The 13603-nt window shown below is 61.2% G+C and carries 12 protein-coding genes; 3 read left to right on the top strand and 9 right to left on the bottom strand.

Annotated elements, in window-relative coordinates; all coding sequences use genetic code 11:
* Positions 1-143: 143 nt before the first annotated feature.
* Complete coding sequence (locus RWJ89_RS03695) at positions 144-1403, bottom strand: ABC transporter substrate-binding protein (protein WP_131666321.1); 1260 nt, start codon at positions 1401-1403, stop codon at positions 144-146.
* Positions 1404-1930: 527 nt separating this feature from the next.
* On the opposite strand from RWJ89_RS03695, the gene RWJ89_RS03690 reads away from it, so the two are divergent.
* Complete coding sequence (locus tag RWJ89_RS03690; protein WP_221942396.1) at positions 1931-2815, top strand: N-acetylglucosamine kinase; 885 nt, start codon at positions 1931-1933, stop codon at positions 2813-2815.
* Positions 2812-3576 (top strand): GntR family transcriptional regulator, encoded by a 765-nt coding sequence (locus tag RWJ89_RS03685; RefSeq protein WP_131666323.1) that lies wholly within the window; start codon positions 2812-2814, stop codon positions 3574-3576. The genes RWJ89_RS03690 and RWJ89_RS03685 overlap by 4 nt, the downstream gene beginning before the upstream one ends.
* Positions 3577-3579: 3 nt before the next feature.
* Here the strand turns inward: RWJ89_RS03685 and RWJ89_RS03680 are convergent, their stop codons facing one another.
* The 3 genes from RWJ89_RS03680 to metH form a co-directional block, all read right to left on the bottom strand.
* Entirely contained in the window at positions 3580-3981 is a 402-nt protein-coding gene (locus RWJ89_RS03680; protein WP_131666324.1) for a type II toxin-antitoxin system VapC family toxin, read from the bottom strand.
* Positions 3978-4211, bottom strand: a complete 234-nt coding sequence (locus tag RWJ89_RS03675; RefSeq protein WP_020050887.1) for a type II toxin-antitoxin system Phd/YefM family antitoxin — start codon at positions 4209-4211, stop codon at positions 3978-3980. Before RWJ89_RS03675 ends, RWJ89_RS03680 begins: the two co-directional genes overlap by 4 nt.
* 308 nt (positions 4212-4519) lie before the next feature.
* Positions 4520-8293: a methionine synthase gene (gene metH / locus RWJ89_RS03670; RefSeq protein ID WP_168284617.1), complete on the bottom strand. Its 3774-nt coding sequence runs from the start codon at positions 8291-8293 to the stop codon at positions 4520-4522.
* Positions 8294-8564: 271 nt separating this feature from the next.
* Between metH and RWJ89_RS03665 the strand changes: the two genes are divergently transcribed.
* Positions 8565-9824, top strand: a complete 1260-nt coding sequence (locus RWJ89_RS03665) for an AGE family epimerase/isomerase (RefSeq protein ID WP_131666326.1) — start codon at positions 8565-8567, stop codon at positions 9822-9824.
* A 111-nt stretch (positions 9825-9935) separates the two neighbouring features.
* On the opposite strand, the gene RWJ89_RS03660 is transcribed toward RWJ89_RS03665, so the two are convergent.
* The 5 genes from RWJ89_RS03660 to RWJ89_RS03640 form a co-directional block, all read right to left on the bottom strand.
* Entirely contained in the window at positions 9936-10322 is a 387-nt protein-coding gene (locus tag RWJ89_RS03660) for a hypothetical protein (RefSeq protein WP_131666327.1), read from the bottom strand.
* 1 nt (position 10323) lies between these two features.
* On the bottom strand, positions 10324-10812 hold the full coding sequence (locus RWJ89_RS03655; protein ID WP_131666328.1) for a heme-degrading domain-containing protein: 489 nt from the start codon (positions 10810-10812) through the stop codon (positions 10324-10326).
* 220 nt (positions 10813-11032) lie between these two features.
* On the bottom strand, positions 11033-11767 hold the full coding sequence (locus RWJ89_RS03650; protein ID WP_131666330.1) for an aspartate/glutamate racemase family protein: 735 nt from the start codon (positions 11765-11767) through the stop codon (positions 11033-11035).
* A gap of 1 nt (position 11768) precedes the next feature.
* On the bottom strand, positions 11769-12590 hold the full coding sequence (locus RWJ89_RS03645; protein ID WP_131666331.1) for an ABC transporter permease: 822 nt from the start codon (positions 12588-12590) through the stop codon (positions 11769-11771).
* Position 12591: 1 nt separating this feature from the next.
* Entirely contained in the window at positions 12592-13506 is a 915-nt protein-coding gene (locus RWJ89_RS03640; protein ID WP_003561140.1) for an ABC transporter permease, read from the bottom strand.
* Between the last annotated feature and the right edge of the window lie 97 nt (positions 13507-13603).

Below are 13603 nucleotides of genomic sequence, written 5' to 3'. Positions count from 1 at the left end.
CCGGCTGCCGGGAGAAGGAACGTGCCCTGCTTTGATGCCAAGTCGGGCTGGGAGGTCGCTGCGAGTCTCCTTCTCCTCTGAAGTGGGAGAAGATGGCCGGCAGGCCGGATGAGGGGCGGCAAACGCCGCCCCTCCACACGCTATCACTTGGCCGGCTTGTACCAGCTGTCGAGGCCGTCCTGCAGCTTCTTGGCGGCAACCGCAGGCGTATCCGTGCCGTTGATCACGTTGGCCGATTCGACCCAGGTCTCGTTTTCGAGGTTCGGCGTGCCACGCGACAGGATCTGGTAGGTCGAGCGCACCGTCGACTTGTACGGGCCGCGCCAGGAAACGAATTCCTGAGCGAGCGGATCGGACATCTTGACCGGGGTGGAGTTCAGGCTGAAGAAGCCCGGCAGCGAGTTGGCGTAGATATCAGCGAACTCCGGCGAAGCGACCCAGCTGAGGAACTTCTTGGCTTCCTCGGCATGGGTGCTCTTTGCGTTCAGGGCAACACCGATATCCGGATGGTCGGAGATGTAGCCCGTGTCGCCTGCCTTCGGAACCGGAGGCGGGAAGGCGCCCATCTTGAACTGGGCCTGGCTGTTGAACAGCGCGATTTCCCACGAACCGGCCGGATAGATCGCTGCACGGCCGAGCGTGAACAGGTTCTGGCTGTCGGAGTAGGTCTGAGCTTCGAAACCGTCGCCGAGATAGGGCTTCCACTTGGCAAGCTCTTCATAGGGCTTGACCCACTCGGCATCGGTCAGCTTCTGCTTGCCGGCGATCAGGGCTTCGCGGCCCTCTTCACCCTTCCAGTAGTTCGGGCCGATGTTCTGGTAGCCCATGGTGGCGGCCTCCCAGAGGTCCTTCGTGCCCATGGCGAGCGGGATGTAGGTGCCGTCGGCCTTGATCTTGTCGAGCGCTGCGTAGAACTCGTCCTGCGTCTTCGGCACCGAGATGCCGAGCTTGTCGAAGGCGTCCTTGTTGTAGATGAAGCCGTGGATGACCGAAGCCATAGGCACGCAGAAGGTCGACTTGCCGTCGTCGGTGCTCCAGGCGGCCTTGGCGACCGGCGAGAAGTTCTCCATGCCAGGAAGGCTGGTGATGTCGGCGAGCTGCTTCTTGTTGAAGAGTTCGAGCGAGGCATCGAACGGACGGCAGGTGATGATATCGCCTGCGGAGCCGGCATCGAGCTTGGCGTTCAGCGAGGCGTTGTATTCGGTCGGCGCAGTCGGTGAGAAGACGATCTTGATGCCCGGGTTCTTCGCTTCGAAGGCCGGGATGATCTTTTCCTGCCAGATCTGCAAGTCGTCGTTACGCCAGCTTTCGACCGTCAGCGTGACGTCGGCGGCATGGACGAGGCCCACTGAAGTCAGCAGACTGGAGGCAAGCAGCAAGCTTTTCAGAGCAGTGTTTTTCATTTCCCTCTCCTGTTTTAAGCACCTGAAGGCGCTGTTTTCGATCTGAAACAAGCAGTTGGCGTGTTTGAGGTAACACCCAACGCCCCTTCGAGGACCGCCAGCAATGCCGGTCCCGAAAGCTCAACGGACACGAAGGCGGACGCCTGCGGCCGAACTGCGCGCCTTCCCGGCGTCTGCACCGGGAGCGGCGAAATGATGGGGAAAGCCGATGGATGCCTGACCTTCGCCACCAGCTTGACGGGCCGGCGGGTCGTCATCTCGATCATCCTCGAAGCGGTTCCGGCTTGGTTTAACTGCCGGTTTTCGTAGACCTCGAAGCGCTGTTCCCTTTTGCCGAATTAAGGCCAAAAAAATACCAATTGTCCAGCCGAATTTAACTTTTTGGCCGGCTAAAATTGATTAAAAAATTTTAGCTAATAAAATCAACATGATAAAAAGATGAATTTTCTCCATCATTCCCACTTGGTAAATGGTATTTTTTTGGTATTGTATTAAAAACCATGGGGAACGGCATATTCGGAGGCCCGATGACGGAGCTTGCAATCGGCATAGACGGCGGCGGAACGAGCTGCCGGGCCGCAGTCGCGGACAGGAACGGCAATGTCATCGGTCGCGGCAAATCAGGCCCTGCCAACATCCTGTCGGATCTCGAAAACTCTCTTCTCAACATCGTCGAATCCGCCCGGCAGGCGCTCCGCGATGCCGGGCTTGCCGCTGAAACCCTTTCCTCTGTCGCAGCGGTCGTCGGCGTCGCCGGGGCGAACGTCGGCGATTACGGCAGGCGAATCGAAAAGGCCCTGCCCTTTGCCGAAGGCCGCGTCATCACCGATGCGCTGATCGCCCTGCAGGGTGCGCTCGGCGATGCCGACGGCATCGTTGGCGCCTTCGGCACCGGCTCGGTCTATAATGCCCGCAAGAATGGCCGGCTGAACGGCATCGGCGGCTGGGGTTTCGTTGTCGGCGACCAGGCAAGCGGTGCCCGCCTCGGCCGCGATCTCCTGGAACGATCACTGCTTGCCCATGACGGGGTGCGTCCGGCATCGCCGATCACCGACGTGGTCATGACTGAATACGGCAATGATCCCGAGCGCATCGTCGAATTCGCCCATTCGGCAAGACCGAAGGATTTTGCCAGTTACGCCCCCACCGTCTTCGAACATGCGGCTAAGGGCGATGCCGTGGCAGTCGGCATCGTCACGGATGCGGCAGCGGCGATCGGCGAAAGTCTCGAAGCGCTGCTCTGGCCCGAATGCCCATCGATTTGCCTGCTCGGCGGTCTTGCTGAAGCTTATGAGCCGTGGCTTTCCGAGCGCTACAGGCCTTTGCTTGCCAGACCGAAAGGCGATGCCCTGCAGGGCGCGGTGGAACTTGCGGTCAAGCTCTTGAACGACAAGCAGAGAGGTGCGGCATGACCGACGACCTCGCCACCCTCCTTTCCCTGGAGCGCCTGCAGGCAGCCGGCACAGGTCCGCTCTACGTCAAGCTGCGCCGCACGCTCGAAGGAGCCGTGCGCACCGGCACGCTTGGGCACGGCGATGCGCTGCCGCCGGAACGCGACATCGCCGAATTCGCCGCCGTCAGCCGCGTCACCGTGCGCAAGGCGATCGACGAACTCGTCGCCGATGGCCTGTTGGTGCGCCGTCACGGTTCAGGCACCTTCGTCGCCAAGCCGGTCTCCAAGGTCGAGCAGCGCCTGTCGCAGCTCACCTCCTTCACCGAGGATATGGCGCGCCGCGGCATGTCCTCCCGCTCCGAATGGCTGCACAAGGGCGTCCACACCCCCTCGCCCGACGAGATGATGATCCTTGGCCTCGGTACCGACGTCAAGGTTTCGCGCCTTTCCCGCCTGCGCATCGCCGACGACCAGCCGCTGGCGATCGAGAATGCCAGCGTCTCCGGCGAATTCCTGCCCGATCCCTCGGCCGTCACCAATTCGCTCTATGCCGAACTCGAACGCCTCCAAGTCCGCCCGGTGCGCGCCGTGCAGCGCATCTCCGCCACCAATATGAAGGAAGCCGACGCCCAGCTTCTCGGCGTCTCCGCGGGTGCGGCCGGCCTGTCGATCGAGCGTATCTCCTATCTGGGCTCCGGCCGCGCCGTCGAATTCACCCGCTCGCTCTATCGCGGCGACGCCTATGACTTTGTCGCGGAGCTGACGATCGCAGTGGCGTAAGCCCTACCAGAAGCGGGCGATCCAAAGCTGATTTCCGACAAGATCATCGAAGATCGCATCGGCGGAGATAAGCGGTATCCCATTCTGCATGGCGGTCGCGGCAAGAAACCGGTCGAACGGATCGCGATGTGTCCAGTCCATCATGGCTGCGGTCAGACAGATTTCCGGTGTCAATGCCGCGGCAATGCCACCCTGCTCGTGCAGCAGTTCCGGCAGCCGGCCGATGAAAGGCTCCATCTCCGGCCATTTGCCGAGACGAACCTTCTGCCCGACTTCAAATAGGGATATTGGGCTGACGAAAATCGTCTCCGCCTTTTCGATCAGAGCGATCGCCTTGGCCGAGAGCCGCCCGTCGCCGGTCAGCGACCATGCCCACGCATGGGTGTCGAGCAAGAGCGAGTTCACTCGCCCCCTTCCCAAGCCGCAAGCTCGCCCTGATCCATGGGCTCAAAAAAGTCGGGTCCATTTCCAACAACTTGCCCTTTGAGCAACCCGATCTTGAAGGAAGACTGCACAATCGGAATGATCTTCACGACAGGCTTGCGCCCCTTGGCGATCACCACTTCCTCACCGGAAAGGGCAGCGTCGATCAATTTCGACAGATTGGTCTTTGCGACATGGATAGTAACTTGCATCGTCGCCCTCATTAGCTAACTTGGCTAAGCATACCACCTCATCGTCAATTCCGCTATCAAATTCAAACAGCCTGAATGCGGGCAATTATTGAGCCGAATCAAAATCATAAAGCCGGAAGGTGAACCCTTCCGGCTTTTCATTTATCGAATCAACCTCTGAGGACGCCGCTATAGAACAGGATGATTTTAGGCCGGGTCGGCCTAAAATCTGTATCCTATCCTAAATTAAATAGTGAGAGCATGATGTCGTCCGAAAACCGCTCACACTTTTCGGCATCATGCTCTAAGCGACCGCGAAGCCTCGGCAATCAGGCCGCGTCTTCGATCTGCTCGTCCGTCTTGCGCGGCACGTAGTTCAGCACCGGCCCGAGCCAGCGCTCGACTTCAGACACCGCCATCTGCTTGCGCGCCGCATAATCCTCGACTTGATCGCGCTCCACCTTGGCGACGCCGAAATAATAGGAGTCGGGATGGCCAATATAGAGGCCGGAGACCGAGGAACCGGGCCACATCGCATAACTCTCCGTCAGCTTCACGCCGGCCGCTTTTTCGGCATCGAGCAGTTTGAAAAGTGTTGCCTTTTCGGTGTGATCGGGCTGGGCGGGATAACCGGGTGCCGGGCGGATGCCGGCATAGGCTTCGGTGATGAGATCCTCCTTGCTGAGCGTCTCGTCCTTGGCATAGCCCCAGTATTCGCGCCGCACCTGCTCATGCATACGCTCGGCAAAAGCTTCGGCGAAGCGGTCGGCCAGCGCCTTGACGAGGATTGAGGAATAATCGTCGTTCGCCCGCTCGAAACGCTCGGCGATGGCGATTTCCTCGATGCCGGCCGTCACCACGAAGCCGCCGACATAATCCTGAACACCGCTTGAAACCGGCGCCACGAAATCGGAGAGCGCCACGTTCGGCCGCCCGTCCCGCTTCGAAAGCTGCTGGCGCAGCGTATAGAAGGTGGCAAGCTCGTGCTTCCGGCTCTCGTCCGTGAACAGCCGGATATCGTCGCCAACGGCGCCGGCGGGCCAGAAGCCGATGACGGCGCGCGGGCGGAACCACTTCTCGTCGATGATCTTCTTCAGCATCGCCTGCGCGTCGGCCCAGAGCGCGCGCGCCGCCTCGCCCTGCTTCTCGTCGTCGAGAATGGCGGGGTAGCGGCCGCGCAACTCCCAGGTCTGGAAGAACGGCGTCCAGTCGATATATTTGGCAAGCTCGGCCAGATCGTAATCCTCGAACACCCGCGTGCCGAAGAATTGCGGATTGGTCGGTTGGTGGGCAGACCAGTCGATCTTGTGGGCATTCTCGCGAGCCCGCGGCAACGGCAGGCGCACCTTCTCGGCCTCGCTGCGCGCATGGGCGGCCGCCACCTTGGCATATTCGGCTCTTACATCGTCGACATAGCTCTGCCGCGTTTCCGGCGACAGCAGTGCGGAGACGACGCCGACGGCGCGGCTCGCATCGGTCACGTAAACCGTCTGCCCCTTGTTGTAGCCGGGATGGATCTTCACGGCCGTATGCACGCGGCTGGTCGTCGCCCCGCCGATCAACAGCGGGATCTCGAAGCCCTGCCGCTCCATCTCGGCAGCAACATGCACCATCTCGTCGAGCGACGGCGTGATCAGGCCGGAGAGGCCGATGACGTCGACCTTCTCGGCAATGGCCGTTTCGAGGATCTTTGTCGCCGGCACCATGACGCCGAGGTCGACGATCTCGTAATTGTTGCAGGCAAGCACGACGCCGACGATGTTCTTGCCGATATCGTGCACGTCGCCCTTGACCGTCGCCATCAGGATCTTGCCGGCTGACCGACGCTGGTCGCCACCATTGAGGCGCTTTTCCTCTTCCATATACGGCAGCAACACGGCCACCGCCTGCTTCATCACCCGCGCCGACTTGACCACCTGCGGCAGGAACATCTTGCCCGAGCCGAACAGATCGCCGACGACGTTCATGCCGGCCATCAGCGGCCCTTCGATGACGTGCAGCGGCCGGGCGGCCTGCAGGCGCGCCTCTTCGGTATCGGCCTCGATATATTCGGTGATGCCGTTGACCAGCGCATGCTCGAGACGCTTCTCGACGCTCCATTCGCGCCAGGAAAGATCTTGGACGCGGCCTTCGCGTGCGGCGCCGCCACGGAATTTCTCCGCCACTTCGAGCAGCCGCTCGGTACCATCAGGACGACGGTTCAGCACCACGTCCTCGCAGGCCTCGCGCAGCTCGGGATCGATATTGTCGTAGACGGCAAGCTGGCCGGCATTGACGATGCCCATGTCCATGCCCGCCTGGATGGCGTGATAGAGGAACACGGCATGCATCGCCTCGCGCACCGGCTCGTTGCCGCGGAACGAGAAGGACAGGTTCGACACACCGCCCGAAATATGCACCAGCGGCATGCGCTCGCGGATCGTCCGCGTCGCCTCGATGAAATCGACACCGTAATTATTGTGCTCTTCGATGCCGGTCGCGACCGCGAAGATGTTCGGGTCGAAAATGATGTCCTCCGGCGGGTAGCCGATCTTTTCGGTCAGCAGCTTGTAGGCGCGCGTGCAGATTTCAACCTTGCGCTCATAACTGTCCGCCTGCCCCGTCTCGTCGAAGGCCATGACGACGACGGCCGCACCGTAATTGTGCAACAGCCGAGCCTGAGCGAGAAAATTCTCTTCGCCTTCCTTCAGCGAGATCGAGTTGACGATCGGCTTGCCCTGAACGCGCTTCAGGCCGGATTCGATGATCGAGAACTTCGACGAGTCGATCATCACAGGCACACGTGCGATGTCAGGCTCGGCGGCGATCAGGTTGAGGAACTCGACCATCGCCTTTTCGGAATCGATCAGGCCTTCGTCCATGTTGATGTCGATCACCTGCGCGCCGTTCTCGACCTGGTCGCGCGCCACATCGAGCGCAGCCGTGAAATCGCCGTTGGTGATCAGCTTGCGGAAGCGGGCCGAGCCGGTGACGTTGGTGCGCTCGCCGACATTGACGAAGGGGATGTCCTTGGTCAGCTCGAAGGGTTCGAGGCCCGACAGCGACATGAACGGGCGATGCTCGGGAATCGGACGTGGCTTGTATTTCGCAACGGTCTCGGCGATCGCCTTGATATGCTCCGGCGTCGAGCCGCAGCAGCCGCCGACGATGTTGACGAGGCCCTCGCGAGCGAAGCCGTCGATCTGCGCCGCCATCAGCTCCGGCGTTTCGTCATACTGGCCGAACTCGTTCGGCAGGCCGGCATTCGGGTAGGCGCAGATGAAGGTATCGGCAACACCCGAAAGCTCCTGCAGGTGTGGGCGCATCGCATTGGCACCAAGCGCGCAGTTGAGCCCGATCGTGAAGGGATTGGCATGGCGCACCGAATTCCAGAAGGCAGATGGCGTCTGGCCGGACAGCGTGCGGCCGGAAAGGTCGGTGATCGTGCCCGAGATCATCACCGGCAGGCGCACGCCCTTGGCCTCGAAGCGCTCCTCGCAGGCGAAGATCGCAGCCTTGGCGTTCAGCGTGTCGAAGATTGTCTCGATGAGGATGATGTCGGCGCCCCCGTCAATCAGCCCGTCGATCTGCTCGCCATAGGCGGAACGCAGATCGTCGAAGGTGACGGCACGGAAGCCGGGATTGTTGACGTCGGGCGAGATCGAGGCGGTGCGGTTGGTCGGCCCGATGGCGCCGGCGACGAAGCGGCGGCGGCCGTCCTCGCGCTCGGCGCGCTGTGCCGCCCGGCGCACGATTTCGGCGCCTTCCTTGTTGAGGTCGTAGACCGCACCTTCCATCTCATAATCGGCTTGCGCGATGCGGGTCGAGGAGAAGGTATTGGTCTCGAGAATATCGGCGCCGGCCTTGGCGTATCTGTAATGGATCTCTTCGATCGCGTCCGGCTGGGTCAGGATCAGAAGGTCGTTATTGCCCTTCTGGTGACAGGCGCAGCCGATGAAGCGCGTCCCGCGGAACTGGTCTTCATCATAGCCGAGGCCCTGGATCTGCGTGCCCATGGCGCCGTCCAGAACAAGGATGCGTTCGCTCGCGGCTTGTCTCAATGCTGCGAAAACTTCACTGCCGTCACGTTTGCCCGTTTCCGGACCAAAGAGATTGTCAAACACGGGAGGGCTCCTTGACGTCGTAAGACCAGGCTTCCAAATCACATAAAGATATCTTTATGTCAATATATGCCTGTCGATTTAGTGCTTTGCAAATCAACAGTGCCGCGCGTCTCTTCAGACGCGCAAAGGACGCTGTAGCGTTTGAATCTTGGCGTCGTGCTTTCCGAAAATCGATCCCGATTTTCGGGCCGATGCGATAGCCGGATGACAGACTCGCACGACGCCTATATAGGCGTTTACGACGCTTTGTGCACGAAATCGGAGGAGCATCATGGCACCCGCAACCGGCAACGCCGTGCTTGGAAACTGGACGACCCGCGCCTATCACCGCAGCTGGCTGCTGACCCAGGCGAATGGTCTCTTCGATTTCTTCCAGCACAATTCGGTCAACCCAAAGGGCGGCTTCTACGATCTCGACGACAAAGGTAGGCCTCTCGACGCCGATGGCCAGGTCCGCGGCATCCATATCGCGGCGCGCGCGGTGCATTGCTTCTCGATCGGCGCGCTGCTCGGCCGCCCCGGAGCCTCCGACGTCGTCGACCACGGCATGGACTATATCTGGAACCATCATCGCGACCGGAAAAACGGCGGCTATTTCTGGTCGCTCAACAATGACGGTCCGGTCGATTCCAACAAGCAGGGCTATGGCCATGCTTTCGTGCTGCTCGCCGCCTCAGCGGCAAAGACGATCGGCCATCCGCTTGCCGACGGCATGCTCGCCGATATCACCGAGATCCTCAACACAAAATTCTGGGAAGCGAAGCACGGCGCGATCGCCGAGGAATTCACCGCCGACTGGCAGCCACTCGACGGCGGTGCCTATCGCGGCCAGAACTCCAACATGCACCTGACCGAAGCGCTGATGGCGGCCTTCGAAGCCACCGGCGACAGGGAATACCTGACCAAGGCCGAAAGCATCGCCGATCTCGTTATCCGCCGCGCGGCGGGTTCGGTCGACTGGCGCGTCGCCGAGCATTTCGATGCCGAATGGAATCTCGACAAGGCTTACTATCATTCGAATGAAATGTTCCGCCCGGCCGGCACGACGCCCGGTCATTGGCTGGAATGGGCCCGCCTCATCCTGCAGCTTTGGGCGCTCGGCGGCAAACGGATCGAGTGGATGCCGGATGCGGCCAAGGCGCTGTTCGCGCAATCCATGGCGCTCGGCTGGGACAACGACAAGGGCGGCTTCTTCTATACGCTCGATTGGGACGACAAGCCTGCCAAGCGCAACAAGCTCTGGTGGCCAGCCTGCGAAGGTGCGGCTGCCGCACATTTCCTCAGCGAGCACCTGCCGAGCGATTTCCATGAAGAGAGCTACCGCAAGATCTGGAACGTGATCGAGCGCGCCTTCATCGACCACAAGAACGGCGGCTGGCATGAGGAGCTGACGGAGGATCTCGTTCCCTCGCACTCGCTCTTCCCCGGTAAGGGCGATATCTACCACGCGCTGCAGGCCTGTCTCATCCCGCTTTTCCCGGCGACGGGCAGCCTGACGAAGGGCATCACTGAGGCTGGCGGCAAGCTCTGAGGCGAACGGCCTCACCGGCAAGAGACGTCATTCTCAGCCTTGTGCCGAGGATCTACGGATAGCGCGGCAGATGCTCGGCACAAGGCCGAGCATGACGAGCGAAAAGCATCGTCAGCGCTCCTGCGCCAGATCCAGACGAATATAATGTTGCAAACGAATATTGTGCCGGCGGTTCACGGCCTCGATCATCCGCTCCACGTCGTCGACCGGCGAATGCAAAATCTCCAACAAGAGCGCACGAAAATCCGCTTGCGATATCTTCCCGGCCATGCCGGTGATCGTGGGCTGAAGCTTGGTGTGAAGAACCCAATGCAGGACCGCCCGGCGATAGGCGTCATCGAGCAGCACAGCCAGATCGCCGGCCTCGATCTCATATTCGAAAGACAGGCTGACATGCCCCGAATCGACAGGAAGCGAATAGATCAGCCTCCCCTCGATATCGTCGACATGCGGCTCGTAGCCATCGCCCATCCGGCGCTTGCCGGAAATTGCAGCCATCTCAGGCGAGCCGCAGCGTATCCAGATCCTTGGCGAGCATCAGCGCCAGCGCCTCGACCGCGAGATTGTGGTCGTCACGCTGCGGCAGTCCCGAGACGGTGACGGCGCCGATACAGCCGGTACCCTTGACGTTGATCGGGAAACTGCCGCCATGCGGCGCATAGTCGGCGCCGGAAAGTCCGTTATCCTCGACCGTCTTGCCGTCCTTCTGCAGCTTCAGACCGGAGGCATAGCTGCTGCGGAAATAACGCAGCACCATGTTGCGCTTGCGGCGGACCCAATTGACGTTGTCGGGCGTCACACCCGGGAGGGCAGCATAGAAAACGGGCATCGAATGCAGGGTCACGTCGATCGCGATACCGAGGCCGCGCTCGGTGGCGAGTTCCTGCAGGAGTTTGCCGAGCTGCCATGCCGTCGTCAGGTCGAAGGCGTCGAAGCTCAGCACTTTCTCCTGCTCCACGATCCGGCTGAGATCGTCCTCGATTGTCATGATGAGCGTTCCTCTTCCGCGATGATCCGTGCAGACCATTCTCGCGGAGAGCAAAAAAGTAAAGCAAAAACTTGGGCCTACCGCTGGAGCAATTCCAGCAAAACTGCGCGGCGGTCTTGCGTCAGGAATTGCGCGAAGACAAAGAGATGGAGCATTTTTGTCACTCGAAGAAAACGGAAATGCTCTTCGTCAGAGCTTCGGCGTCAGCATCTCGAAACGGTCACAGGACCGGCGAGAAACCGCCCATCGCCCCGATGAATGGTTTCGGCAGCGGCGGGGCGTAGGAGCCGCGCTTGCTGGTGGAAAGCCCGAGCGACACCAGCGCTTCGGCCTGCTTGACGGCGGCGGCAACGCCGTCGACGACGGGCACGCCGTAGATATCCTGCAGTTCGCGCGCCAGATCGGTCATGCCGGCACAGCCGAGCACGATCGCCTCGGCGCCGTCTTCCAAAAGCGCCCGCTCGATCTCGGTCCTCAGCTTGCCGATCGCGCCGGAGGCCGCATCTTCCAGCTCCAGCACCGGGATATCGGAAGCGCGCACCTTGGCGCGGTCGCCCATGCCGTAGCGGCGCACCAGATTGTCGATCAGCACCCGCGAGCGCTCCAGCGTCGTCACCACGGTGAAGCGCTGCGCCAGGAAACCCGCCGTCACCACGGCGGATTCGCAAAGCCCGAGGATCGGCACATCGGCAAAGCTCCGAGCCGCTTCGAGCCCGGTATCGTCGAAACAGGCGATGACAGCCGCGTCATAACCCACCGCCTGCCGCTCCCTGAGTTCGGCGAGCAGGCCGGGGATCGCTAAGGCTCCGTCGTAATGCCCTTCGATGGAAACCGGCCCCATGCGCGAGGTGGCCGCGACGATCTCCGTGCCGGATGCCGCCACCGCACGCGCGGCGGTAGCGGCCTTCTCGGTCATGGAGGCCGTGGTGTTCGGATTGACGATGAGGATGCGCATGTCAGTTTATCTTTGCCTGCCGCCGGCTGAGCATCGTCATGATGCCGAGCGCGAGGAGAATGATAGTGAAGGAAAACAGCGTCGTCACCGTGCCGAGCGCATAGAGCACCGGCGTCGTGACGTTGGTGGTCATGCCGTAGATTTCGAGCGGCAGCGTATTGTAGGTGCCTGATGTCATCAGCGTGCGGGCGAATTCGTCATAGGAGAGCGTGAAGCCGAACAGGCCGACGCCGACCAGGCTCGGGGCGATCATCGGCAGCACGACGTGGCGGAACGTCTGCCAGGAGCTGGCGCCGAGGTCGCGCGCCGCCTCCTCATAGGCTGACGAGAAACGGTTGAAGACGGCAAACATGATTAGCACGCCGAAGGGCAGCGTCCAGGTGAGATGGGCGCCGAAGGCCGACGAATACCAGGCGGGCTTGAGCCCTCCCTGCTGGAAGACGACACCGATGCCGAGCGAGATGATGATCGACGGCACGACGAGACTTGCGACCGTGGCGTAGAAGAGCGCCGTCGAACCGCGGAAACGGCGGCGGAAGGCAAGGCCGGCGAGCAGCGAGACGACGACGGTCACCACCATCACCATTAGCCCGAGGGTGAAGGAGCGGCGGAACGATGCGCCGAAATCGCCGACCGCCTGCTTCTCGAACAGGTTGAAGAACCAGTGCGTGGAAACGCCGTTCATCGGGAAGGTCAGACCGCCGTCCGGACCCTGGAAGGAGAGGATCAGAATCGCCGAAAGCGGCCCGTAGAGGAACAGCACGAAGATGATGAAGAAGAGCGCCAGCAGATAGAATTCCAGGCCGCGTTTTTCGTGGCTCATCTCAAAGCTCCTTGCGGATATCGACGACGCGCAGGATGGCCGCGACCATCAACAGCACGACGGCGAGCAGCACCACGGCATTGGCGGCAGCGGCCGGATATTGCAGCAGCGACATCTGGTTCTTCATCATCAGCGCCACCGACGCGCTCTGGCCGCCGGACATCACCTGCACTGTCGAAAAGTCAGCCATCACAAGCGTCACGACGAAGATCGTACCGATCGCCATGCCGGGTTTGGCGAGCGGGAAGACGACATTCCACAACACCTGCCAGCCGGAGGCGCCGGCATCGCGCGCCGCCTCGAACAGCGACCGGTCGATGCGCATCAGCGTATTGAAGATCGGCGTCACCATGAACAGCGTATAGAGATGCACCATGGCGAGCACGACGGCGAAATCGGAATAGAGCAGCCATTCGATCGGCTGCGGGATGATGCCCATCTTGATCAGCGTCGAATTGACGAGGCCGTTGCGCCCGAGCACCGGTATCCACGAAATCATGCGGATGATGTTCGACGTCATGAACGGCACGGTGCAGACGAGAAAGAGGATCATCTGCGTCGACGTCTTGCGGATGTGGAAGGCCAGGAAATAGGCGACCCAGAAACCGATGACGAGCGTCAGCGCCCAGACGATCGCGGTGAATTTCAGCGTGTTGAGATAGATCTTCCACGTCACCCACGAACCGAGCGTGTCGGTGTAGTTCATCGTCAGGAAGTCGGGATAGAGGCCGGCAAAGTCGTAGTCCCAGAAGCTGACGACCGCGATCATGGCGATCGGCAGCAGGAAGAACAAGCCGAGAATGACGAACAGCGGCGTCGCCTGGAGATAGGATATCGCCGATGGGGAAAGCCTCAGTCCGCGCCCGCCGCGCGCGCCCTGGCCATCCTCCTCCGTTTCCGCTGCGATGGTCGCCATCCCTTACCCTTTCGGAAGCTCGTCATTCGTCCGGTCGTTAAAGAGAGGGCTCGAGAAGACCCCTCCCCAACCCTCCCCACAAGGGGGAGGGAGTATC

Source organism: Rhizobium sp. 10PS4 (assembly GCF_032464805.1).
Lineage (GTDB): Bacteria > Pseudomonadota > Alphaproteobacteria > Rhizobiales > Rhizobiaceae > Rhizobium > Rhizobium laguerreae.
This window is presented reverse-complemented; position numbering and strand designations above follow the sequence as displayed.